The organism is Blautia aquisgranensis (genome assembly GCF_040096615.1).
Lineage (GTDB): Bacteria > Bacillota > Clostridia > Lachnospirales > Lachnospiraceae > Blautia_A > Blautia_A aquisgranensis.
Map to the genome: position 1 here is coordinate 1 of NZ_JBBMEJ010000013.1, position 24,474 is coordinate 24,474.

Consider the following 24,474-nt stretch of genomic DNA (forward strand, 5'->3'; position numbering starts at 1 on the left):
TAATGTGCAGATATGCACAGTTTACGCTTTCATCTCGGCAATTGAATTACCGAGGATTCCCGCTTATCTTCCTAAAATAACAACTCCAATAATTGTAAGTACTAATTTCCGCTTTTCCATAAATACACCACCTTCTTTCAGTATGAACCTTTTCGTTTTTTCTTACCTGTTTTCTTTAGAAACACTCCACTATAATATCCAATAAATGCTATCAATATCATTACTGCCAGATAATCCAGCAGAAAAGGAAAGATCCCCTTTTCATAATCATAAAATACAAAATGCATCCTCATAATCAGATAATCTCCTATCTGTCTCCTGTAAAATGCATATAAACCATAACCTGCAATTGTGGTTGCGACAGATCTTGCTGCCCATGTTCTGATGACGGATAAATGTTCCCATAATCGTCCTACCATTGCTACCGCTATATTCCAATGAAATCCGAGATGTAATGACATCACCACCAGTCCCCAGTATGCGCAAAACATATGTATCTGTCTGGCTGTCATATATGTTCCGGAAATCTTTATCCATTTAAATATGTGATTTGACAATAATATTCCACTTATCATGGAACCCATTATAAGAATAAGCATGATGATAACCAGTACTGTCTGTATCACTCTGAACGCATTATATTTTCCTTTCCTTACAGAGGTCACCCATTTATGATTCAGTATGTGATGTGAAATAAAAAGCACAAGCATCGCCATACCAATCCACTCATGTGCAGTCTCGCTGAGCAGACTATATGGCATAAGAAGAAGCAAACATATCGTCATTCCTATATCTATCAATATTTTTGCTGTAAATCGTTTATTTTTCATATCCTCTTATCTAAAGCATTCATATTGTCTTCCCAGAAAGATATTGCACGATCAATCCATCCTTCTGCTACAGTCCCCTCTCCCAATCCAAATCCATGAGAAAGGCCTTTAAATACTTCTATTTTTGTATTTGGGCCATTTTGTTGTATCTGGGAAATATAATTTTCCATACTTCTGTATGATGCAATTCCGTCACTTGTTCCGACACAGGCATAGGTTGGCGTGAACATGATAACAGTCATGTTGATTCCTCCAAGAGCTATCCTCTTTATCTGCATATAGTATCCTCCATTTTCTCTTCAGCTAAAGTATAACAAAACGAGACTCCATTAGAAGTCTCGTTTTGTTATTCAGTATTAACCTTTAGGTTTCTACTCGCATGTATTCAATTTTTATTTTACCTTGTTAATAGCATTTATCAGCCGCTTAACCTTAATGGACGGTTTTTTCGAATGAAGAATTCCAAACGGCATAGTATAATCCCACTCTACTGGAATGATTCTGATCAGTGGATGAACACTTTCCCAGCTCTTGAATGCCAGTAATACCTCATTATTGTTTTCGCATCGGTTAAATGCTTCTACATTGTACAGATTAAAGTCTACAATATTGATTTCAGGATGATTTTTCATCATATCATCCCTTAGCATATCGCCATAATAACTCCATCCTCTTCGCATGAGCATAAGATTTTCTCCAGCCAGATCATCAAGTGTAATTTTTTCTTTTTTTGCCAGCCTGTGATGAATTGATACCGCCACACAAAATGGTTCTCTTGAAATCTCAGTGCCATCACAGCCTCTGAGTTCAAGCATTGTTTCATCAAAGATTCCAGCTATCACATCAATATTCTTTCCCATATTAGCCAGTATCTCTCTTGCATTCTCTGGTGTATTTTCAAATGTAATCAATTTAAACTTCATCTCCGGATATATTTTCTGTATCTTAGGCCAAAGTTCCACAAAAACTTCCGGTGGCGTCATCGGAGATATTCCAACACGAATGATTTCTTCATTATGATTCATTGCTTCCTGCGCCCGTATCAACGATTCTTTTGAATATTGAATCAGATATTTTGCATCCTGATAGAGCGATTTACCAGCTTCCGTAATAATAAGACCTCTGTGTGTTCTTTCAAATAATTGCAAATTTAAGCTGTTTTCCAAAGAATTTATCTGTTTAATAACCGCAGGTGCACTTATATATAATTCTTCTGCCGCTTTACTAAAACTTCCAGCTTCGACAACGCAGATAAATGTATCAAGTTGTGGATTATACATCATGTAATTCACTCCTTTGTTCTTATATACACGTTAGCAATAACGTTTTTTATTTCTATTGGCTTAACACTTGATATTATACTTCAGCTCAAAAAATATTGCATCTTTTTCTCAATTCCAACTCAATTTCCCCTCAATGCCTTTTTCCTCTGATTTTCGTATGCTTATCTCACAGCAAAGCAGTACCACACCGGTACAACCTGCTGAATCAATCAATACGATAAAAGGAGGGGATAAACCATGCAGAACAATATCCGCAACACAAACCTACGCTTTAATCTGGACAAAGAACAGCAGCGGAGAGCCTGGGAATATTTACAGACGATGGACAGGCAGGATTTTAAATCTTACAGTCAGGTAATCTCTCTTGCACTGGTAGATTATTTTGACCGCTACTACCGCACACAGGCTGATCCTTATCTGGAAACAAGAGAACGGGAAGAACTTTTTGTGAAACAGATTGTAGATGCAGTGGAAAACAGTCTGAAACAGGCATTGCCACTTTTTCTTTCCGGACTGACTGCAGGCATGGTGCAAAGGGAGCCCCAAATCAGGGCGTCCTTTCCAGCACCTGAAAATTCACTGCCAGATAGTGATGTAGACTGGGATTTTCTTGGCGAATAACTGATTGGAGGTGAACACATGACGGACTTTCTGACAGCAGACACCAACCTGCCTTCTTATATGATGTTTCCCCGTTTTCTTCTGGACATGGAAATAAACGAAACTGCCAAAATGCTTTATATTATCCTACTCGACCGGGCAAGGCTTTCCCAGAAAAATGAGGGCTGGTCAGATATCGATGGTCATGTGTTCATTTACTTTACAATTGAAGCACTGGCAGAAGTTCTCCACAAAAGCCAGATGACGGTTAAAACTGCTCTGGCAGTACTGGAAAAACAGGAGCTTATCTTCCGAAAACGGCAGGGACCCGGACAGCCCAATCGAATTTATGTAAAACTCCCAAAAGAAACCATCCACTATACAGACAGATTTCTTTCCCTAAGACAGACAGAAAACTGTCCTATTGACAGACAGGATTCTTTCCCTGATACAGACAGAAAACTGTCTGGTAATAAGAAAGCATAAAAAAGAACAATTTAGCAATAAGAGGGAGTAAGGAGCCACTCTCACCCTATGGAAAATTTCAAAATGTTTTTCTGTCAGAAAAAGAGCTTGAAGATATCCGGCAGACAATCCCTGACTGGAAGGATTATATTGAACGCTTATCCGGTTATATGGCTTCTACCGGAAAGCAATATCAGAACCATGCAGCTACCATCATCAGTTGGGCAAGACAGGATCATCCTGCTTCCCGGCAAAGAAATTACGAAAGTGAGGAATACGAAACATTATGACAAAATTTACAGAAAAAGCAACCGCTATAACACCAAACAGAGAGATTCAGCCTGATGAATATTTTAACGAAACAGACCACCTGATCTACTGTTCCAAATGCAATACGCCAAGACAATGCCGGCATGAATTACAGGGAAAAGTTCTTATTCCTTCCATCCGCTGTAAATGCCAGCAGGAAATCTTTGAACAGGAAGAAGCCCAAAGAAAACTTCATGAAAAACAAATGGAAATAGTAAAAGATGCCTGTTCCTCCCTTTCACAGCGAGGACAGGAGAGAAACCGATAAAAAATCGAAAAAGCGGGAAAATTTTTTAAAAAACTTTTCTCCAACCTCTCCAAAACCTTTCATCAGAATCTTACTCTGATGATCGGCGGCCCACGATTTCGAGGTTTTTGGAGAAAGTTCCACAAAATTCGACAAAGAAAAACGCCAGGGAGTTTTTTACGCTTCCTGGCATCATAATTAAGGAATTGTTGACCTGAACTTTTATATAGATTTTTTATGTAGATTAGTGCCGATTTCCAACAATAAAAATCCCATAACCACAATAGATTTTTTTTAAGAAAAGTTTCCTATACTTTAAGTGATAAAGATAATAACAAAAAAGGCCGTCCATGATTCTCCCAACAGAAACTCACAGACGGCACGAAAAATAAGCCCTGCTGTAAGAAACTGTTTTTTATTTTCTTACAGCAAAGCCAGCGATATTCACCCAAAGCAACCGGCATACTAATATGTATTTTCCCGGCATTATAAGGCAATGCAAAAAGTCAAACCAGCACAGTAGAATAGATTTGAGGTGAACAACTATGCCGGAAGATAAATTTATTTTTCTAGGGAAACGAATACGTTCCGCAAGAAAAGAATGTCAATTAACTCAACAGGAACTTGCTGATCAGTCTGGACTGGCGGTAAAAACCATTCAGGATATAGAAAAAGGAAGAAAAAATCCCACTTACGAAACCCTATGTCTTTTAGTTGATCGACTCGGTATTTCCGGAAATACTATATTTCCTTCTAAAGCTCCTGTTGATGAAGAAGCTCTCCAATACTTCTTAGGTAAATTTTATGCCTGTAACAAGCAAAATCAAAAATTGCTCATAAACTCCTTAAATTTTCTTGTAGAACAACTTTTAGAAATACAAAACAATTCTGATTTTGATAATTCTCCGTAAGCCGGCAGACCAGAGGGCTTTGGTCTGTCGGACATTATTCCCGTATTTCACTACACATTTAATCTAATTGCTTTTTGATGTACAATGAATATCTAAAGGAAGAACTGCTTTTCGAGTATAAAGGGAAAAATGGGGGGGAGAGCAGAGAACGCATAATCCAATATTGCTGCGCTTCCTCCATCTTAAATTTATGTTTATTTAATTTGTTTATTAGTTCTTCAAGGACATTTCGGCTAACTCCCGGGATAAAACTGAGCAACTGTCTTAGCGACATTCCCTCCGCCATTGCCGTCATCATTTCTTCATTAATCGCTCCGCTGTTATCTTCCTGCGCTGCTATAAGCTGTGCATTGTCACCCAACATTTGGGCCATTGTCTTTTGGAAAATTTCTTTTCCATTTGTATCTGCCAAAATTTCCCCTATCGTGGAATTTCTGGTATATACCTTTGGAATGTCCGTTACTGAATTCACAGTTACCCTACTGGAAAGGACGATATCCTGAGCATTTTCTCCAATCTGTATCTCATATGCGCCGCTTTCCACATATCTGACAGGATTTCTTTATTTTCACAGAGATAAGTTCCATTCAGTTTATTGTAGGAATTCATAATCGTCCATGGTTTCTCTTTCTTTACCATCCTCTAAAAGGACGCCAGATAGATTTCTCTCATGGTGCGCTCACCCATCTCAGAAAAGCTGGTCATCCTGTGATACTCCTGGTTGTTTGCCATAAAGCGCTTCGGGCTGGTCCCCACATGTTTGCTCTGCACACCATGTACCAGAACTCCTGCCATCTCTGTGGATACATAAGGATCTTCAGAATAGTATTCAAAATTCCGTCCGCAGAGCGGTGAACGTTTGATATTCATCGCAGAACCAAGGATGGTACTTACATGTTCCGCCTGACACTCTTCCCCCAGTGTCTCTCCCAGTTTCCTTACCAGATCACGATTGAAACTTGAAGCCGTCGCACAGCCTGCCGGAAAACATACCGCTTTGATACTGTTATTGATCCCGAGATGATCCGATGCATCGTCCTGTTTTCTCAGACCGTGAGGACCATCGCATACCATTTCCGATGGAATACCCAGGCGCTCCACGCCTTTCGTGTGCCAGAAATCCAGTCCTGAGCACAGACTTGCTTTCTCTTCTAAGGTCATCTGTGAGATCAGTTCTTTGATATTTTTTCTTCCCTTAAATCCTATTCCTTTCTGCCTGTGAAGCCCTAATACTTAAATAGTTCCATCTTCACACATTCCGGCATATCATATAGCATAGTCACAATCTTTTCATCGCCGTTCTGTCTCTGCCTGCATCTCCATTGTCCGTCACTGTATGTTCCTGCTTCTTTTCTGATGAAATCCACCTTTCTGTGATCACCCGGTTTTGTATGCACACATACATTGCACATCATCCCCACAATCAGGAAATTATTTTCGTCCAACTCGAACACAGCCCCGGCTGCCGTTGGCATTCCAACCTGTTGCGGCAGATACCGGATTTCCATATCGTAAGACTTAAACTTCAGATAACATCCCTGCTCTCCTTCCGCATTTTTCAGAAAGCACTTCAGATGAGTTGTTCCCCTGTACCTAAGATACAGCGACTTAATCTCGCCAAGGAGTCTGTATACCTCTCCCAGAGTCTCCTTTGTCCCGGTCATGTCAAAAGAAAGCGGGTCTATATTCAAAGCCTCCGTCACCTCTTTCGGGATCACATCCGGCTCCTTCTGCCACAGGTCTTCAATCCCGAACGGTGCGTAACACAGGGCATGGCAGTTCAGGTAAGCATACAGAGCGTATGACGCTGTTACAGCGTCTTTTCGCACCTCCGGGATTACAAGGGGATTATCCGGACGGGTATACTTCTCCATGATCTCCGACACATAGGGGACATAGATATCCGGGGCAATAGTAAAGAGGGAAGGCGCCGCCGCTTTCCACACCCAGAGCATATCCTCCACCGGGCCTCCCGACGGATAAGAACCAGCATACCAGGGGAACTGTTTCAGCCACACATTGGCGTAGCAGGGCAGAGGATACTCTTTTTTTCCGACTGATGCAATCCTCTCCAGAGCGGAGGCAAAAAACCATGCGGAAAAAATCTCCCCTGCGTCTTCTCCGAATACGACAGTCCAGTCTGCCTTTTCAGGCCATCCTGTTTCCCTGGCACGGATTTTTCCTGATTTTACAGCTGCATCCATCAGTTTATCCGGCACATTTCCTGTAAACGCCTCCTCTGCCTGACGGCAGTAATCACGCTCTGTTCCAAGCAGTCCCACTTCATTTTCTACCTGGACCATGATGACCGATGAGTTTTTATCAACCTCCCGCAGATGTCCCATCAGACGGGAAAATGCAGCGGCATCTCTCTCCACCGCCTCCCAGCACAGAGGAGAAATCGTATTTAACCTTTCTCCACCATACATTTCCGCACGGAAAAATGTTTCACTGTCCTGCTTCATCCATGCCGGCACATAAGCCGACTCTGCATTCTTCCATAGACCGAACCAGAGCAGGATCAGCTTTTTCTTAAATCTGACAGCCTGCTCAAGAAGTGAATCCACAAGCGAAAAATCATAGCTGCCTTCTTCCGGCTCCAGCGTCTCCCAGTACACCGGTACAATCAGTGTATTCAGATGACTCTGATCCATCTTCATCCATATCTCTGCCTCCATCCTGTCCGGGGGCATAGGCGGCTGAGTTGTGCACCTCCCCTGCAAACGCCCAAAAAGGCTGCCCGTCCACATACAGAGTCGGGATTCCTCTTTCTATTTTTACTTCTGTAATTTTATTCATCTTGAATCCTTCCTTTTGAATTTTCTTCGACAATATCTTTTTTACTATCGTTTCTAAACAGCAGTCCTATAAGCGAAGATGTAAAAACTAATGTTCCATAAAATGGTATTCGCAAAAGACAATTCTGGCCAAAACTCAAGTCAGAAGATATATATGTAACCAAAAAGTTTCCAAGAATAACCACTATAACAACAAATATGACGGCAAAAATACTTACAATTAGTTTTTCCCTTTTATATTTTTTCATCTGGCAGTCCCCTTAAAAAAGCAGCTTTCTCCGAGTAATCAGAAGCCGTATCCCGCTCACCAGAGCAGACACTCCCACAGCAATCGCAAGGGCTCCGGCCACAACATTCATGACGCCTGAATTTTCAACTGTTTTGTAGATTTTTCTCCCATACTTCTATTTCTCCTTTCCATGAATCCTGCGGATCATGCACAGAAGATGTCCTGCCGCTGTTTCCATTTCTTCTCTGGTCACTCTTCCTTCTTCATATCCTTTCAGGATCTGACGAATCACCGGCGGTCCGCCCGGCATGACGATATCATTTCCCGCAGCCACGGCGTCTGCTCCGTCTACCACAATATCCATATCGCCCCAGTCTGTCACCACAGCGCCGTCAAATCCCCATTCTTCCCGAAGGATACGGGTGCACAGATCCTTACTGCCCCCGGCGAAAACGCCGTTTATCTTGTTAAAAGACGTCATAATGCAGGCAATATGTGCTTCTCTCACCAGCATTTCAAAAGGCTTCAGGTATAGTTCCCTGGCCGAGCGCTCTGTCAGTATAGAGTCAACAGCGTCTACCTTTTTCCCTGCATTTCCGCGCCGGAATGTCTCCTGCTCATTTGCCGCGAAGTGTTTCGGGCACACGATAACCGGCCGGCCATTCTGTACGCCTTTTGTGATCTCGCAGGCACAGACTCCTGTCAGGTACGGATCTTCAGAAAAATATTCAAAATTTCTGCCGCACAGCGGATTTCTGTGGAGATTCACAGCAGGAGCAAGCCAGACATTCACCTGCTGATCTTCACATTCTTTCCCTACTGCATCTCCAAACATCTGCCACAGTTTCCTGTCGAACGAGCAGGCTATGAGCATTTCCGTCGGCCAGGCAATACCGCCGATCCCGGCCGGGCCGTCTTTATAGAAAATGGACTTGATCCCTTTTTCCTCAATTGCCGGAGAAACATATCCCGGATATCCTGTCGGGTGGTTGTTTGTTGTAATCGGTTTTCCTTCACCATCGAAAATCGCAGACGGGTCACTGCGGTCCCCCACAGCCGCAAAGGGAGTGCCCGGCCCATAGCCCACACAGAGAGAAGCGAGTTCTTCGATGGAGAGCTCCGGCAGATTTTGCTGCGTTTCTTTTTCAGCCTGTCTGCTCTCCCCTCCTGCAAGAATATCCTCTTCCGTTACAGAAATTACCGCCATCCCGGTCACGCCTCCATCAGGTTTCTTCTCACATCTGTCTTCCAGATGGCACCCTGCGTAGTCTTTCTGTGTCAGGAACGAAAGCTTATCTCTGTTGCATTCTAAGATTATCATACGGTTCGCGCACTGTTCTGTAAGGACTGTATCCCCTAGGCGTACCATTCCCACCAGGGAGGTGTCTCTTGATGAATTTCCCATCTTCAGGAGATAATCGCCCGACTCTATGACCCACGCAGCTCTTCCTTCGTCATAAACCGCCAGTTCTCTCCATGGAATCCAGATCTTAACCTTCTCTTTTTCTCCCGGAGCAAGGTCCGCGGTTTTCTCAAATCCCTTCAATTCCTGATAAGGACGTTCCACACCCTCTGCCGGGTTTACCTTGGACAGATAAACCTGGATTACCTCTTTCCCTGATATTTCCCCAATATTTTTCACATTGGCTGTCACCATAATACCGCCGTTTTGCTTCTCGGCCGAGGCATCGCTGATTGCAAATTCAGTGTAAGAAAGCCCATAACCAAAGGGGTAAAGCACCGGTTTCCCGAATGTATCAAAATATCGGTAACCGGTATAGATATCCTCCCAGTACACACTCACCGGGCTTTTAGAAAAACCTGTACTTCCGTTTTCTTCTGAGGAAAGGCCGTAGCTCTCATAGTCAAGAACATTCTCCAGATGCTCCTTATCCCATGAGAAATGGTCTGCCGACGGGTAATCTTCATAATGTTCCGCTATGGTCACCGCCAGTTTCCCGGAGGGATTGGTCTCCCCCGTTAAAATGCCAGCTAGCGCAGAAGCCCCTTCTTCCCCTGGGATTCCAATAAACAGAAGGCTTTTTATATTTGCATACTTTCTCACCCAGGACAGATCGATCAGCCCGTTAACATTCAAGACTACTACTACATTTGTAAAATGACTGCAGACTTCCTTCAGCAGACTTTCTTCTGAATTAGTCAGGTAATAATCCTCTGAAAGGTGACGGTCACACTCCTCACCGCCAGAATTTCTGCCAATTACAATAAGTGCTGTGTCAGTTTTTTCTGCCGCCTGGTCAATAAGTGTGCCGGGCACTTCGTACTCATCAAGCGGAGCGCGGTATTTGCCGAATATTTCATACATAATTCCACTGTTTACCATCTCACTGACTTTAGTCCAGTCAAACTCATCCTCTTCCGTGACCCGTTCCTCATTTATCTTATATTCATAAAAGCCCTTTAAAAGTGGCTCAGGTCTGATTCCGCAATTTTCACATTCTTCCAGAATCGTGCCGCATCCGGCCACATTTGCACCGCCGGATCCGTTTCCGGAATATAAAGTGCCAATCTGCGTCCTCCCGAAAAACGCGATCTCTTTCTTTTCTTTTAAAGGAAGCATATGATCTTCGTTTTTCAACAATACAATGGATTCTTCTGCAATCCTTCTGGCAAGTAACTTCCTATCCATCTGTTTTCCTCCTGTCCTGCCGGATATCTTACCCGACCCGCTGTAAGTGTATGCCTAAGCTATACTTTGTCTTTCTGTACTTTCGCATAAAATGCTCTTTTTGCGCCGTCTATCCATCTATCCTCTGTGATCCGGTATGTTCCTTTTAACCGTATATCCTCAGAAGAACTTCCAATTTCTACATCTATCTCTCCTTTTTCCACCTTCCAGCGCATCTGCCTGTCAAGAAATGCTGACTGATCCGCCTGTACTGTAAATGTTACCCGTACTTTCTCTCCCGGTTCCATATGGATTCGCTTAAATCCGGCAAGCTCTTTCACCGGGCGTGTCATACTTGCAAATCTATCCCTGAGATAAAGTTGTACCACTTCATCCCCGGCACAGTTTCCCGCATTCTTTACCACACAGCTGATCTGTACCGATTCTTCTGCTCCAATCTCTGCCGTCGATATATGAATGTCTGAATACTCAAACTGTGTATAAGACAATCCATGTCCAAAGCAATATCTCGGTGTATGGGGAACATCCACATAATTGACGAATCCGATACTCTCCTGCTGATGCCATGCGGAACCGTTTGGGTGATTATAGTAGATTGGAATCTGTCCGGCGTGATATGCCACGGATACTGGCAGTTTGCCGCCCGGATTATATGCTCCCAGCAGGACATCTGCCACAGCCTGCGCTCCCGTTTCCGCCGGGCTCCAGGCTTCTATGACGGCATCCAGATATTGGTCTGCCGTGTCACTGGAGATCGGCCTGCCATCAAAATGGATGCCGATTAAGGGCTTTCCATACACCGATGCTGCTTTAATAAATGCGTCCTGACATTCCGGCAAATTGATGTCGGCAGCGTTCACACCTTCTCCCATGGTCGCCATAGAGCATGTACCGTGCTTTCCTCCCAGAGTGAGGATCACAACATCAGCTTCCCTGACTGCCTGCAGTGCCTCCTCAAATCTGTTCTGATCCTTTCCGGCAACCGGGTATCCATACACATACAGAATCTCCGTATCTGTCATACGCTCCTTTAGTTCTTCTAACAGGCTTCTGCATCCCGGCTTCTGTAAGCGCAGGATGTCGTTAAAGAGTTCTGCTTCATCTGACTGGATCTTTGTACCCGGGACATAATTCACCGGTTCGCCGTCTGGCAGCATTGCCCCGCCGATCTGTCCGGACTCCGGGCTGCCCTCTACCCCTGCGATAGAACTTGCGGCCGCGTAGACCGACTCCATCATGCACAGATGAGTATATCCGCCGAAGAACTTACGGGCACAGTCTGCATGAGGCCCGATCAGGGCCAGCTTCTTGATCTTGCCTGACAAAGGAAGTACCCCGTTGTTTTTCAAAAGCACCATGGATTCCCTTGCCGACCGAAGGGACAGCTCCGCCCCCTCTTTCTCTTCAAAAATCTTTTTGCAGGACTCACCGTCCATTGCGAAAGGTTGTTCAAACAGGCCCATGCGGAATTTCGCTTCCAACACCCTCAGAACTGTCCGGTTCAGCAATTCTGTATCCGCCTGTCCGCTTCGGAACATTTCTTTGAGTTTTTCGCCATAACCGATCGCTTTCGGCATCTCCATGTCCATCCCTGCTTCCATGGCAAGAAATCCTGTTTCTCCAATAGTCTCTCCGATCCGCTGGACTTCGTGGGCATTGCTGATGCCGCCGTAATCACTGATACACAGTCCGTCAAATCCCATTCTCTCCCGAAGAAGTTCTGTCAGTAATCTGTGGGAAACCGAGGCCGGTTCTCCGTCAATGGAATTATAGCATGGCATTGACTCCTTTGATGATTACATCACACAAATTGAAATACCGATTAAAACTTAATATTAGTCAGTATAATTCTGTATATGACATCCCTCAAAAATCGACAGCCTAATGGTATCAATAATTCTTATAGCAGTGTTTCTATAATATATTAAAAGCCTCTTTGTCCGCTTAAGAGTTTAATCTTACAAAGAAAATGCTAAATCATAAGCCTCCCAGATTGCTGTTTTCAAATTTCCAACCTTTTTAACATCGCCGACTATATGAATATTCGTTTTCCCCTGTTGTGTTCCACCGTCAACAAGCCTCGTGTCTGGCACATAACCACAGCTCATTATCACGTCATCGCATTCCAACTGTATTGTCTTTTCCGCTGTCTCAATAACAATTCCATTTTCAATGATTTCTAAGAGCTTTGCGTTTTTATAAATAGGAACTTCATAATACCGCAATAAGTCTCTCATACAACTGGAGTTTGCCATGCAGAGTCCCTTGGTCTTTAAAATATCGTCTGCCATTTCCACAATAACCGGTCGTTTTCCTTTCAGCACAAGGTCATAGGCAATCTCGCAGCCCGTCAAACCTCCGCCGATTACAGCGACGTCCTTTCCTACTTTTCTCCCCAGCAGATATTCCGTTGCTTCAATAGCTTTTTCCTGTCCCGGAACATCTAGCTTTCTAGGTTTTGCGCCCGTAGCAATGATAATTTCATCTTCTGTCAGCTCAGCCAGAGTTGTAATTTCACAGTTGTATTCCACTTTAATCGGCAGGCTTTCTATTTCTTGTTGAATCCATCTTATAAATTCTTTATCTTTTTCTTTGAATTCAGGTGCTGCTGCAGCATTAAACACACCACAGAGCCGGTCACTCTTTTCATAAATAGTTACCTCATGACCTCGTATTGCCGCAATTCGGGCTACAGTCATCCCAGCGATACCCCCGCCGATGACCGCAATACTTTTCGTTACAGCTGCTTTTTTCTCAAAATCATATTTCTGCTCACAGAATGTCCTAGGGTTCAACGCACAATGCCCTTGTGTTTTTCCATCCTCTTCATCGATTTCACAGCCAACGCCTTCATAATGATAAATCGGAAGACATGCATTATGACATGCAATGCAAGGAAGAATGTCACTAAATTTCTCCTGTTCCAGTTTTACAATGTATTCCGGATCCGCCAGGAACTGACGTCCGATTCCCATAGCATCCAGTTTTCCTTCTGATATAGATGCTGAAGCTTCATCCGGCTGCATTCTTCCTGCACATACCACAGGAATTTCTACCACTTCTTTTAATCGTGTCACCTCCGCCATGTTACAGTTTAAAGGCATATATACAGGCGGATGCGCCCAGTACCATGAATCGTAAGTCCCATTGTCCGCATTAAGCATATCATATCCTGCATCCTGAAGATATTTTGCGGCTTTCAGCCCTTCCTCAAGATCTCTGCCGGCTTCTGTAAATTTCTCACCATAAACTGCCCCGATACCAAAGCCGATTGTCTTACTGGTTACGGAATACCGAAGGGATACAGGGAATGTGTCACCGCACTGTCGCTTAATCTCCTCTACAACTTCTTTCGCAAACCTGTAGCGGTTATCAAAAGTCCCCCCATACTGATCTGTTCTCCGATTCGTATACTTCGTTGTAAACTGATCCAGCAGATAGCCTTCATGCACGGCATGCACTTCCACACCGTCAAACCCTGTCTCCATACAAAGTTTGGCTGTCTTACCATAGGCATCCACATACTCAAGAATTTCTCCTTCCGTCAGTGGTCTATGTATAATTTCTGGAAGCCAACGATTAGGCAGTTCACTAGGGGCTACAAGAAGATTATCCCAGTCAAACATGGACTTTTGTCCGGTTTCCTTCTCTTTTTCATAAAGTTCCTTTAATGCCAGCGGCATGGTAAATGTTCGTCCCCATCCTGCACCAATCTGCAAAAACACTTTTGCACCGTAACTATGAATTTCTGCTAAAAGCGGCTTTAGTCCTTCGAATATTTCTTTCTGCTCATAAAGCCACTGTTTCCCCACCATACTACGCAGAGTAACCATTCCGGGAATAATTAAACCTACATGATTCTTTGCACGCTCCACATAATAATCATGGATATCCTCACCAATTTTAAAAATAGGTAAGCAGTCTATCATGTTTGTACCTTCCATTGGTTCCAGAACAAAACGGTTTTTAATCATTACCGTTCCAATTTTAAATGGTTCAAATAAAATTTCGTGTTCTTTTTTCATTTTTTGAACATCCTTCCTCAATTATCCTATTGTGCAAGTAAGCAATTCAACTGACCGATCAGCTGTTCCACCTGTTCTCCCGGCATCTGTCCCAGCAGAAATTTCAGCGGCATTTCCCGGATAACTTGCTCTCCCAGCTTCTTGTATTCGTCACTCATACCTTCTGCTGATGCGGCTGCTGCTGCCAATGGAGCCAGCAGTTCCGTAATAACGGGAGCGGTTTTCGTATGATCCAATAATTCTCCGAACGTTGTTGTGAAATCTACGCAAAGGGGCAGTTCTTTCTGTGTTTCAAATATAATATCAGCATGTAATCGGACGTCATCAGAAGCATGGCCGATCAGGATCCGATATGTTCCGGATGGCGCATACCAGTCCCCGAGACGTTCTTCATAATAGGAAAGATCCCTCGCCGAAATTTCCATCGACACCGTTTTTTCCTCTCCTGGCAGGAGATGAACTTTGGCAAATCCTTTCAATTCCTTGACCGGTCTCTCCGATATGCCGCACAGGTCAGCCACGTACAGCTGTACGACTTCTTTTCCTTCTGTCTTTCCTGTATTTTTCACCTTGAAGGAGACCGTCAGGATATCCTCATCCGTCATTTGAGCCGATGACAAATTCAAGTCCCCATAAGCAAATTCCGTGTAAGACAGCCCATGTCCGAATGCATACCGCACCGGAACCTTCTTTGTATCATAATAGCGGTACCCGACAAAGATATCCTCACCATATAACACCCGCTTTCCATTTCCTGGGAAATGAAGGTAGCTCGGATTATCTTCCAGCCGGTACGGGAATGTCTCCGCCAGCCTGCCGGACGGATTCGCTTCTCCGTATAACAGCCGGTCACAGGCTTCGCCAACGCCCTGACCTCCGAGATACATTTCAAGGATCGCGCTTACTTTATCAGCCCAGGGCAGTTCTACCGGGCTTCCATTGTGGAGTACAACTACAACATTAGGCTGTACTTTCAACACTTCTTCGATCAGACGGTCCTGGCATTGGGGCAACTTCATAGATGTTCTGTCATACCCTTCCGACTCAAATATCTCAGGCAGACCGGCAAAGATCACCGCGACGTCTGCTTCTGCAGCAGTCCGAAGCGCTTTTTGAAATATAAATATCGCTTTGTTTGTGTCCTGTTTTCTCTGACATGAAAATATTATTGAAATAGTTTCCATATTGATCCAGAGTTTCAAAATGATCTAATACCATTTTTGTTCCGGCAGGCAGTTTCGCTTTTACGCGCAGAACCCCCGCCAGATTCTGCCCGAAGTCAATGATCGTCTCGTCTTTCGGGCTGACTGTCATTCCGACTGCCGGTACTTCCTTTACCGGGCGCACCGGTTCCCCGTACTGAGCTACCAGGTTCGCGTAAGATTTTCCGCATGGGATACCTGCTTTCCAGCTGCTGTCATCGAATCCGCAGCAGTTCCAGTTTTCCTGTTCCATCCGTGCGTCATAGAGTTCGCCTGCAAACAAATCGGAAGACCGGACCGGACTTTCCGAAACCTTCACAGCATCATCGGACAGAACAATTTCACTCGTTCCGTCTTCATAATCAATCTTTATCTGAAATAACACAGAATGTTCGGCTTTAAACTTCCTGCTTCTCGGTTTAAAGTTCGCACTGTCATACCAGCCGTCCCCCACTAACATTCCTATGACATTTCTTCCCTCTCTCAAGAATGGAGTCACATCATAAGTCTGGTAACACAGATATTTAGAATAGACGGTAAATTCCGGAGCAAACTCTCTGTCGTCCGGACGTATTCCGTTCACGCTGAGCTGATATGCTCCGTGGCATGTGGCATAGACGCGTGCCCGTTTTATACCGTCTCGTGCGTCAAATTCTTTGCGGAAATATTCTGCCGGATTCTGCCCGCCGGTTCCAGGTTTTACCTTTTTCATCGGGAACGGAGATTTCACCCACTCGGCCGTCCATTCTTTCTTCATAAATCCCGTCTCAAAGGATGAGGATGCCGCCGCCTTTTCTCCGTTATTAACCGTCACTTTCACTGTCCAGCTATAGTCACTGAGACTTTTCAATGGTTTCCCGTTGTACTCTACAAAAGTGCTTTTATCACTTTCTATCACCCCGGAATCCCACACTACTTCTCCCAGACTTGTCACTGTAATATGATAGGATGTCTGCATCACATTCTTTTTGTCACTGATGATCACCCATGAAAAATAAGGTACTTCGTCCACGCATGGTCTGTATTGACTGTTTACCTTAAGTCTTGTAAGCTCCATAGCAACCTCCCTGCCGGATTAGTTATTCCTGTTGATTTTAGCGTCCATCTCTATTACTGCTTTCTGATCCAGCGTATACTGTGTGCCAAAGATAAGCAACCCTAATATTCCAAATATCAGCGGCAGGATCAATGCGCACAGGATAATGCCTGTATTGATACTCTCAGGTTGGACAGATGCGCCGGTAACAAATCCATATGCTGCGATCACATACCCTGGAATTGCTCCTCCCAGCCCCTGCGCGACCTTACTGACAAAGGATGTGAGTGAAGCGATGGCTGCTTCCGCCCGTTTACCCGTTTTATACTGTACATAAGTGGTATTGTCCGCCTGTATGCTGGTATTGACCGGAACCATCCATCCTCCTGCCACGCCTCCGATAAGAGCGCTGATATATATTAAAATCATAGACGTCACATCCAGCAGTCGAAGCAGGTTAAGCGCTGTCGATATTATGACCGCGGTCAGGTAAACTTTCTTTTTCCCAAACCGATTGGCAAGATATGGTCCCATCACAATTCCAACCAGTGATGCAATTAAGCCAATAACAGAAACTCCCGACATCAGTTTCATATCCCCTAAAACATATGTATAAAAATATGCTCCTGCTCCGCCAGCTATTGAACTTCCTGTCCCTACTATTAAAGTAGCTGCAAACGCTGCCCATATAGGCTTGTATCTCAGAAATTGAAGCATCTCTTTTAAACTGTACTTTTCCTCATTATTTTCCCTGAACTCCACACGTTCTTTAACACTGAGTGCACCTGAGATGGAAAGAACGAGCGTCAGAGCCATAGATCCGAAGATTAATACATAATAACTTTCCAGTTTTCCATCTGCTACTATAACAGGTCCTAATACTCCAATCACCGCTCCTCCAATCATCGATCCTAATGCGTTGAAAAGAGACAGGCTGTTTCTTTCTTTATCATCTGTAGTCATAACCGGAAGAAGACTGTTTTTGGAGATGTCCATGATATCAAAGGTCCATCCCAACAGCAAATAGGTAACATAAACGATCACATATTTTCCTACAGGACTCCAGACAGCGCCAAACCACAGCAGAATATAGTTTATGACACAGATAATGGTTCCCAGAATCAGCATAGGGCGAAATTTTCCCATTTTTGTTACGGGAAATCTATCCAGAATAAAGCCCATGACAGGATCGCTGATTCCATCCATTACCTTAGAGATTAAAAACAAGGTCGCAAGCGCCTTGGGATCCAGTCCCACCACAGTTGTGTAATAGATCATAAAATATACGGATAAAAGGTGTCATAAGCGGTATGTTTCCTGCACATACCATCAACATCCCTATTTTTTCAGATAATTTTACTTTCTGATTTTCTTTCTTCATCTCTCTGCTCCTTATTAGAAGTTTGCCAGTGCAATATCCAGCATCTGTGCTTCCTCTGGTTTGATTTCTCCTGCGAATGTTTTCGCGACATCTCTAAGCGAAAGTCCATATGCAATATCCGGAATCATATCCACTTCCATCATTTGAGAAAGAAACGCGCGAATATCCGGATGGTTCAGCAGTTCTTCCATTGTCGAATCTATGCTGTATTTCCTCTTTAAAGGCTGTGACGCCTCATAAGCGACTTCATATTCTCCGGCTTTCACACGGCAAATTCCGTTTTCTACATCTTCAAACAGTGGGTTTTCTTTATCTTCATATACAGATTCCGGCGCAAGTGGAAGAACCACTTCTGCCCTTCCGCCAAACGGAACTGTAACAGTGACAGTGATTTTATTATCCCCTAATATCTCCCAACCGCACTGATAGCATCCGCATGCTGAATCATAAACCGCTTTTACATATCCCAGTCCGCGATTCACTTTCGGGCTGATCCGCATCACCCGGCCTCCCGGACTCTGTTCCGTCACATCAATCCCGGCCGCATGGCAGAAGATCCATTCCAGTACGGCGCCATATGAATAATGATTCAGGCTGTTCATTCCCGTGCTGGAGACATGGCCGTTCTCATCCAGTGAATTCCAACGCTCCCACACGGTCGTTGCCCCCAGCTTCACTTCATAAAGCCAACCCGGATATTCTTCGTTCAAAAGCAGCCGGTACGCCGCATCCGTCATCCCGTGGTCTGTCAGCACGTTGCACAGAAGCGGCGTACCCACAAACCCGGTATTCAGTTTATTTTTGTTGTCCCGGAGGAGTTTTTTCATCATCTGCTTTGTCAGTTCTTCATTTTCAGACAGATGATACTTCAGCGCAAGGATAAGCCCTGTCTGCGTCTTCACCGCACATCTTCCTGTGGAAGTAAAATATTCTTCTTTCACTGCCCGCCACTGACGGTCTGCGATTTCCTGATATTCCTGTCTCGTTTCTTCCAGTCCAAGCACGTCCGCCGCCTTTGCGACTGTCTGGGCGCTTGCCGCATAGTAGATATCCGCGATATATGCTTCATCGGTCGCCCCGTACACACTGTTCGCGGCAGCGCCTGTACGGTCGAGAGCCAGCCAGTCTCCATAATGGAAGATCTGTCTCCATCCGTGATGATCTCCGTCAATCCTGCGAATATAATCAACCCATGCCTTCATGCTCTCAATCTGGCTTTCCAGGATTGTTTTGTCCCCGCTGAACAGATATACGTTCCACGGAATGATACACGCAGCGTCTCCCCATGCGCAGGAACATTTTGTCGGTCCGAATGTGGGGACAATCTCCGGAACCATTCCGTCCGCCAGAAGCTGTTCCTGATACATGTCATATAAATATTTCCGGTAAAACGCGTAGGTATCAGCCAGATAGCTTGCAGTCGCAGAAAATACCTGTGTATCCCCTGTCCAGCCCATTCTCTCATCTCTTTGCGGGCAGTCTGTAGGCACATCCAGGAAGTTTCCTTTCATCCCCCATTCGATATTGGAGATCAATTTGTTCACAAGATCATTCCCTGTCTCGATTGCCCCGATGCTCTCATAATCGCTGTAAAGAACAAGCGCCGTGAAATCCTCACATGAAAGATCCCTAATCCCGGTCACTTTCACATATCGATAGCCATAGTATGTAAAATGAGGCGTAATCACCTTTTCTGTACCATCAGAAACATAAATGTACTCCGAAAGTGCAGTTCTTAAATTCTCGTTATAGAAACATCCGTCCTGAAGCACCTCTCCCGTCTGAATCCTGATAGTTGTCCCCGCCGGCTCATGTACACGCAGTCGGAAGATCCCTGCGATCTCCTGCCCCAGATCAAATACATCTTCTCCAGCAGGCGTATGGATCAGTTCTGCCGGCTTCATCTCCTCCTGTACCTTAACCGGAAGAGATAACCGTTCCATAAGCCGGCCTTTCGGAACCTTTGCGATCCGCGCAGGAGACTCCTCTACCGGTGGCAGCGTATCATCTCTTCTCTCACCGTCATAGATATTGGAAAACCACAAATTGCTTCTTGTAACTGACCAGGTTTCATCAGAACTGATTACATCTTTCGTTCCGTCTTTGTACTCTATGTGAATCTCCGCAATCAGCTTCCACTCGTCACCGTAATATGCTTCCCGCTCCGGATCATTGAAACCGAACCTGCCTTTATACCAGCCGTTTCCGAGAAGAACAGACAGCACACCGCCTTGTTCTGCCTGTTTCGTGATGTCATACGTCTGATACTGGATCCACTGGTCATAATTATTGCAGTACGGAGTCAGATACTCATCACCGATTTTCTCCGGATTTTCTTTATTTTCCCCGAGAAAATATGCCTCATACAATCCCAGGCCGCAAATGTACAGTCTTGCGCTTTTCACTTCTTTTGCCGGACGAATTCTCTTTGAGAAAATCGGATGCCGTTCCTGACTGCTGTCACAGGTAATCCATCTTCCAGTCCATGGTTCATCCATTTTGGCAGTCTCAAAAAACTGTACATCTGATTCGATTACTTCCTCTACATCTGTTGTCACAATGACCTTCCAGTAATATCTTGTATACGGCTGTATTTCAAATTCTACTCTTGTAGAGAGGCTGTCCAACTCTGTTTCACCTGTATCGTAACAGATATCTGTAAAGGTTTTGTTCTTGCTGATTACAATCCTTGCATATTTCTGTTCCTGTCCTCTGCATCCTTTCACTTTCCATGAAAATACCAACGGTTTCAGATAAAACCCTAAAGGGTTTGTGATATGATTTGTTTTTGCTGCATAAATCTTTCCCATGCTGATACTCCTTCTCTATCATTCTTATTCACTTATACCCGCTTTTGACCGTTTCTCCCTCATCAGACATATCTGCTCATTCAATTTTTCCTTGGTAATAGGATAACCTTTTGAGAAGATCACAATGGCCACCACATTTACGATTGCCGGCAATATTAGCACACAGAGGACGATCATATTAATCACATCGTCATTCTGTACTGCCGCCTTACTGTCAAATCCTGCTAACTGCAGCAGATACCCCGGAATCGCACCACCGATTCCCATTGCACACTTGGAGACAAAGCTGGAAAGAGATGCGACAGCACCTTCTGCCCTAATTCCCATAGACACTTCGATATAATCTGTATTATCTGCCTGTATTCCATAATTAAGAGGTGCTGCAAAGCCGGCTCCTATTCCTGCAATCAATACAGAGACAATAAGAAGGGGAATGCTCCTCACATCCAACAGACGGATGATTGGTGTCAGTCCTGCAAGTGCAAGTCCAATCGCATACATTTTCTTCTTTCCAAACCTTCCAATCAGATTACCAATGACCATTGTAGCCGGAAAAACAGTAACACATGTAATAAGCGTAATAATAGACGCCAACGTCAGATCTTCAAAAATATATGTATAAAAGTATGTATTTGCTGCATTCACGATATTGCTTCCAATCGAATATAACAGTACAGCAAGGAATGTAATGTACACCGGCTTCTGACTGAGAATCTTGAATAATTCTTTTACAGAATAGCTGTTCTCCATCTGTGGTTTTACACGTTCTTTTACTCCCATGGTTCCTATAATAGAGAAGAAAAAAATCACTGCTGTCATGATCAGAACAAGATTAATATATCCCTGTTTGTTAGAAGTATCTCCAAGAATAAGTGGAGCTGCCACACCGATTACAAGCGCCCCGATCACGTATGCAAGCCCTTTGATTGAACTTAAGCTGTTCCTTTCTTTCATATCTTCTGTCATAACCGGCAGAAGACTGTTCAGCGAAATATCCATGACTGGGAACAACACACCAAGCAGAATATACGATACATATGCGATTGCCAGTTTCCCCGATGTTGATAACATAGGTCCAAACCAAAGTAGAAGGAAATTGGCGCTACACAGAATTGTTCCCAGAATCAATGTTGGTCGGAAATGTCCCATCTTTCTGGTCGGAAGATGGTCGATCATAAATCCAACTAACGGATCGTTAATGGCATCTAGAAAGCGTGCGATCAGGAACAGTGTCGCACATGCAGCAGGACTCAAGCCGCATATATTGGTATAAAAAATTAGTAAATATCCGTTGATCAGTGTCATAACCGGAATGTTTCCAAAGTTTGCCATTGCAAATGACAGCTTTTCTCTCATTTTTATCTTATCTTGATTCATATTTTATTCTCACTTTCTCTCATTTTTATCTTATCTTGATTCATATTTTATTCTCACTTTCCCTCTTCTGCACACAGAGCATTTAACTCCACGATCATCTGCTCGATCGCTTCGCCCGGAATAACGCTTAAAAATGATTTCAGCGGCATCTGCGCAATAATTTCCGGAGTCACAAGCTGTACCTCCCCATCTTCTTTCTTAGGTTCTTCTCCCTGTGATATTCCCTCAAGATACTCCATCATTTTCCCTGCTGTCTTCGGGTGGTTCATCAATTCCCCCATTGTAGTGGTCATATCCACAGTGAACGGCAGCAGCACATCAGTGGTAAATGTAAGTTCTGCAGCCTCTCTGATCTCATCGCTGGCATGCCCGATCTGGATCTCATATGTACCTGACGGAGTATACCAGTCGTGAATCTTTGTCTCGTAGTAAGCAAAATCTCTCGCGCAAAGCTCCATTGTAACAGTCTTCTTCTCACCCGGATTCAGAAATACTTTCGCAAACCCTTTTAGTTCTTTCACTGCTCTTGGCACTGTACTGTTTTTGCCGCTGACATAGAGCTGAACCACTTCACTTCCTGGTCTCTTTCCTATATTCTCCACATCAATGCTCACCTTCAGAATATCTCCATCTTTCATTTCCGCAGAAGAGAGTTTCATATTGCTGTAGCTGAATTCCGTATATGACAGTCCATGGCCGAATGCCCAGCGCACCGGTACTTTCTTCGCATCATAGTAACGGTATCCGACAAAGATATCTTCTCCATAGAGAACAGTCCTGCCGTCTCCAGGGAAATTCAGGTAACTCGGATTGTCTTCCAGACGATATGGGAACGACTCCGCCAGACGTCCTCCCGGATTTGCCTCCCCAAATAACAACCGGTCGCTGGCCTCCCCAATGCCTTCTCCTCCCAGATACATCTCCAGAATGGCATTTACAGACTCCGCCCATGGAGTTTCTACGGGGCTTCCATTATGAAGAACCACAACCACATTCTTCTGTATCTCTGCCACAGCCTCTATGAGACGGTTCTGGCACTTTGGTAGTTCCATGGAATTTCTGTCATATCCTTCCGACTCAAAACTGTCTGGAAGTCCGGCAAAAATTACAACCGCATCTGCACCTGCTGCTGCTTCACACGCCTGTTTCAGCTCCTCTTCTGTCATCTCGTCACGCTCTGACGAGAAGCCTTTCACGTACTCCACTGCCCTGCCTTTTCTCACCGCAGTTTCCAGAGCCGACACTACGCTGTCCGTATTGATGTGACTCGATCCCCCGCCCTGGTATCGCGGTTTCTTTGCAAATTCCCCGATATAGACTACTTTCTGTTCTTTTTTCAGCGGCAGCACTCCCCTGTTTTCCAGAAGTACGGCACACTCTGTTTCGATATCTGCCGCTGCTTTGTGATCCTTTTCCCTGTCAAATACAGTCTCCGCTTTCCTGTTATCTGTGTAGGAGAAGACTACTTTCAGTATGCGTTCCACCGTTCTGTCAAGAATTTCTTCCTCCAGTTCTCCATTCTCCACTGCCTGAATAATCTTTCTTGTATTATATCCTCCTGATCCCGGCATCTCCAAGTCAAGACCGGCTTTCAGTCCTTTCACCCGGTCATTTACAGCTCCCCAGTCACTGACCACATATCCTTCAAATCCCCACTCATCCCGCAGGATATCTGTCAGAAGTTTCTTATTCTCTGAAGAAAATACTCCGTTGATCTTATTGTAGCTGCACATCACAGTCTTTGGCTGCGCTTTCTTCACCGCCTCCTCAAAAGCCGGCAGATAAATTTCCCGGAAAGCCCGTTCCGATACTTCCGACGATATCTGCATACGGTCTGTTTCCTGATTATTCGCGGCGAAGTGTTTCATACTGGTTCCGATGCCTTTCGACTGTACGCCCCGGATATATGCAGACGCCATCTTTCCTGTCAGATATGGATCTTCGGACATATATTCAAAATTCCTTCCGCAGAGAGGACTGCGTTTGATATTAACTGCAGGGCCGAGGAGCATGCTCACGTTCTCAGCCTGACACTCGTCCCCAAGGATCTGTCCCATACGTTCCATCAGTTCCACGTCAAAGCTGGATGCCGTGGCGCAGGCTGCCGGAAAGCAGACTGCATTCACACTTTTATTCAGGCCGAGATGATCTGCCGTTCCTTCCTGTTTGCGCAGACCGTGCGGGCCGTCTGTCATCATAACGGAAGGAATCCCTAACCTTTCGATCCCCATTGTGTTCCAGAAATCCGCTCCCGAACAAAGTCCTGCCTTTTCCTCCAGTGTCATCTGTCTGATCAATTCTTTCAAGTTTCTGCTCATTAT

17 protein-coding genes and 4 pseudogenes are annotated in these 24,474 nt (G+C 44.5%); 4 read left to right on the top strand and 17 right to left on the bottom strand.

From position 1 onward, the window contains the following. Positions 1-137 precede the first annotated feature (137 nt). From WMO28_RS11055 to WMO28_RS11065, 3 genes are all read right to left on the bottom strand, one after another. On the bottom strand, positions 138-830 hold the full coding sequence (locus WMO28_RS11055) for a DUF4405 domain-containing protein (RefSeq protein WP_349057020.1): 693 nt from the start codon (positions 828-830) through the stop codon (positions 138-140). Then, entirely contained in the window at positions 827-1,108 is a 282-nt protein-coding gene (locus tag WMO28_RS11060; protein ID WP_349057021.1) for a hypothetical protein, read from the bottom strand. Before WMO28_RS11060 ends, WMO28_RS11055 begins: the two co-directional genes overlap by 4 nt. Positions 1,109-1,222: 114 nt before the next feature. Next, complete coding sequence (locus WMO28_RS11065) at positions 1,223-2,113, bottom strand: LysR family transcriptional regulator (protein ID WP_021650489.1); 891 nt, start codon at positions 2,111-2,113, stop codon at positions 1,223-1,225. A 237-nt stretch (positions 2,114-2,350) separates the two neighbouring features. Between WMO28_RS11065 and WMO28_RS11070 the strand changes: the two genes are divergently transcribed. From WMO28_RS11070 to WMO28_RS11085, 4 genes and pseudogenes are all read left to right on the top strand, one after another. Further along, a complete protein-coding gene (locus tag WMO28_RS11070) occupies positions 2,351-2,734 on the top strand; it encodes an adenylate cyclase (protein ID WP_148446802.1) in 384 nt (127 codons plus the stop codon). Positions 2,735-2,752: 18 nt separating this feature from the next. Then, positions 2,753-3,468: pseudogene (locus WMO28_RS11075) on the top strand (replication initiator protein A). Beyond that, positions 3,465-3,734: pseudogene (locus WMO28_RS11080) on the top strand (ATP-binding protein); the annotation flags it as partial. The pseudogenes WMO28_RS11075 and WMO28_RS11080, both read left to right, overlap by 4 nt. Positions 3,735-4,279: 545 nt before the next feature. Next, positions 4,280-4,645 (top strand): helix-turn-helix domain-containing protein, encoded by a 366-nt coding sequence (locus tag WMO28_RS11085; RefSeq protein ID WP_015522084.1) that lies wholly within the window; start codon positions 4,280-4,282, stop codon positions 4,643-4,645. 58 nt (positions 4,646-4,703) lie between these two features. Here the strand turns inward: WMO28_RS11085 and WMO28_RS11090 are convergent, their stop codons facing one another. The 14 genes and pseudogenes from WMO28_RS11090 to WMO28_RS11155 all read right to left on the bottom strand — a co-directional run bounded on the left by WMO28_RS11090 (position 4,704) and on the right by WMO28_RS11155 (position 24,471). Continuing rightward, positions 4,704-5,057, bottom strand: coding sequence for a hypothetical protein (locus WMO28_RS11090; protein WP_118772454.1), 354 nt, complete (start codon positions 5,055-5,057; stop codon positions 4,704-4,706). Positions 5,058-5,188: 131 nt separating this feature from the next. After that, positions 5,189-5,806, bottom strand: a pseudogene (locus WMO28_RS11095) (glycoside hydrolase family 3 protein); the annotation flags it as partial. A 65-nt stretch (positions 5,807-5,871) separates the two neighbouring features. Next, a complete protein-coding gene (locus WMO28_RS11100) occupies positions 5,872-7,305 on the bottom strand; it encodes a DUF5597 domain-containing protein (RefSeq protein WP_226844365.1) in 1,434 nt (477 codons plus the stop codon). Beyond that, a complete protein-coding gene (locus WMO28_RS11105) occupies positions 7,223-7,444 on the bottom strand; it encodes a hypothetical protein (RefSeq protein WP_147350129.1) in 222 nt (73 codons plus the stop codon). The genes WMO28_RS11100 and WMO28_RS11105 overlap by 83 nt, the downstream gene beginning before the upstream one ends. Beyond that, a complete protein-coding gene (locus tag WMO28_RS11110; protein WP_015522081.1) occupies positions 7,437-7,691 on the bottom strand; it encodes a hypothetical protein in 255 nt (84 codons plus the stop codon). The genes WMO28_RS11105 and WMO28_RS11110 overlap by 8 nt, the downstream gene beginning before the upstream one ends. Positions 7,692-7,847: 156 nt before the next feature. Continuing rightward, positions 7,848-10,322: a beta-glucosidase gene (locus tag WMO28_RS11115; protein ID WP_015522080.1), complete on the bottom strand. Its 2,475-nt coding sequence runs from the start codon at positions 10,320-10,322 to the stop codon at positions 7,848-7,850. Positions 10,323-10,381: 59 nt separating this feature from the next. Next, the gene (locus WMO28_RS11120; protein ID WP_349057022.1) at positions 10,382-12,103 is read right to left on the bottom strand and encodes a glycoside hydrolase family 3 C-terminal domain-containing protein; all 1,722 of its coding nucleotides are present in this window, start codon (positions 12,101-12,103) and stop codon (positions 10,382-10,384) included. Between the two features lie 177 nt (positions 12,104-12,280). Continuing rightward, positions 12,281-14,347, bottom strand: a complete 2,067-nt coding sequence (locus tag WMO28_RS11125) for an oxidoreductase (RefSeq protein WP_157350119.1) — start codon at positions 14,345-14,347, stop codon at positions 12,281-12,283. 26 nt (positions 14,348-14,373) lie between these two features. Continuing rightward, positions 14,374-15,423, bottom strand: coding sequence for a glycoside hydrolase family 3 C-terminal domain-containing protein (locus WMO28_RS11130; protein ID WP_349057023.1), 1,050 nt, complete (start codon positions 15,421-15,423; stop codon positions 14,374-14,376). Further along, entirely contained in the window at positions 15,401-16,606 is a 1,206-nt protein-coding gene (locus WMO28_RS11135) for a family 78 glycoside hydrolase catalytic domain (protein ID WP_349057025.1), read from the bottom strand. Before WMO28_RS11135 ends, WMO28_RS11130 begins: the two co-directional genes overlap by 23 nt. An 18-nt stretch (positions 16,607-16,624) precedes the next feature. Then, a pseudogene (locus tag WMO28_RS11140) lies at positions 16,625-17,869 on the bottom strand (MFS transporter); the annotation flags it as partial. A gap of 111 nt (positions 17,870-17,980) precedes the next feature. Then, a complete protein-coding gene (locus tag WMO28_RS11145) occupies positions 17,981-20,776 on the bottom strand; it encodes an alpha-L-rhamnosidase (RefSeq protein WP_226818137.1) in 2,796 nt (931 codons plus the stop codon). 24 nt (positions 20,777-20,800) lie between these two features. Continuing rightward, the gene (locus WMO28_RS11150) at positions 20,801-22,153 is read right to left on the bottom strand and encodes an MFS transporter (RefSeq protein WP_173717353.1); all 1,353 of its coding nucleotides are present in this window, start codon (positions 22,151-22,153) and stop codon (positions 20,801-20,803) included. Positions 22,154-22,206: 53 nt separating this feature from the next. After that, on the bottom strand, positions 22,207-24,471 hold the full coding sequence (locus tag WMO28_RS11155; RefSeq protein ID WP_015522071.1) for a glycoside hydrolase family 3 C-terminal domain-containing protein: 2,265 nt from the start codon (positions 24,469-24,471) through the stop codon (positions 22,207-22,209). Between the last annotated feature and the right edge of the window lie 3 nt (positions 24,472-24,474).

Coding starts and splice junctions, on each gene's coding strand:
- WMO28_RS11055 (WP_349057020.1), bottom strand. CDS start 830: ATGAAAAATAAACGATTTACAGCAAAAATATTGATAGATATAGGAATG.
- WMO28_RS11060 (WP_349057021.1), bottom strand. CDS start 1,108: ATGCAGATAAAGAGGATAGCTCTTGGAGGAATCAACATGACTGTTATC.
- WMO28_RS11065 (WP_021650489.1), bottom strand. CDS start 2,113: ATGATGTATAATCCACAACTTGATACATTTATCTGCGTTGTCGAAGCT.
- WMO28_RS11070 (WP_148446802.1), top strand. CDS start 2,351: ATGCAGAACAATATCCGCAACACAAACCTACGCTTTAATCTGGACAAA.
- WMO28_RS11085 (WP_015522084.1), top strand. CDS start 4,280: ATGCCGGAAGATAAATTTATTTTTCTAGGGAAACGAATACGTTCCGCA.
- WMO28_RS11100 (WP_226844365.1), bottom strand. CDS start 7,305: ATGAAGATGGATCAGAGTCATCTGAATACACTGATTGTACCGGTGTAC.
- WMO28_RS11105 (WP_147350129.1), bottom strand. CDS start 7,444: ATGAATAAAATTACAGAAGTAAAAATAGAAAGAGGAATCCCGACTCTG.
- WMO28_RS11110 (WP_015522081.1), bottom strand. CDS start 7,691: ATGAAAAAATATAAAAGGGAAAAACTAATTGTAAGTATTTTTGCCGTC.
- WMO28_RS11115 (WP_015522080.1), bottom strand. CDS start 10,322: ATGGATAGGAAGTTACTTGCCAGAAGGATTGCAGAAGAATCCATTGTA.
- WMO28_RS11120 (WP_349057022.1), bottom strand. CDS start 12,103: ATGCCATGCTATAATTCCATTGACGGAGAACCGGCCTCGGTTTCCCAC.
- WMO28_RS11125 (WP_157350119.1), bottom strand. CDS start 14,347: ATGAAAAAAGAACACGAAATTTTATTTGAACCATTTAAAATTGGAACG.
- WMO28_RS11135 (WP_349057025.1), bottom strand. CDS start 16,606: ATGGAGCTTACAAGACTTAAGGTAAACAGTCAATACAGACCATGCGTG.
- WMO28_RS11145 (WP_226818137.1), bottom strand. CDS start 20,776: ATGGGAAAGATTTATGCAGCAAAAACAAATCATATCACAAACCCTTTA.
- WMO28_RS11150 (WP_173717353.1), bottom strand. CDS start 22,153: ATGAATCAAGATAAGATAAAAATGAGAGAAAAGCTGTCATTTGCAATG.
- WMO28_RS11155 (WP_015522071.1), bottom strand. CDS start 24,471: ATGAGCAGAAACTTGAAAGAATTGATCAGACAGATGACACTGGAGGAA.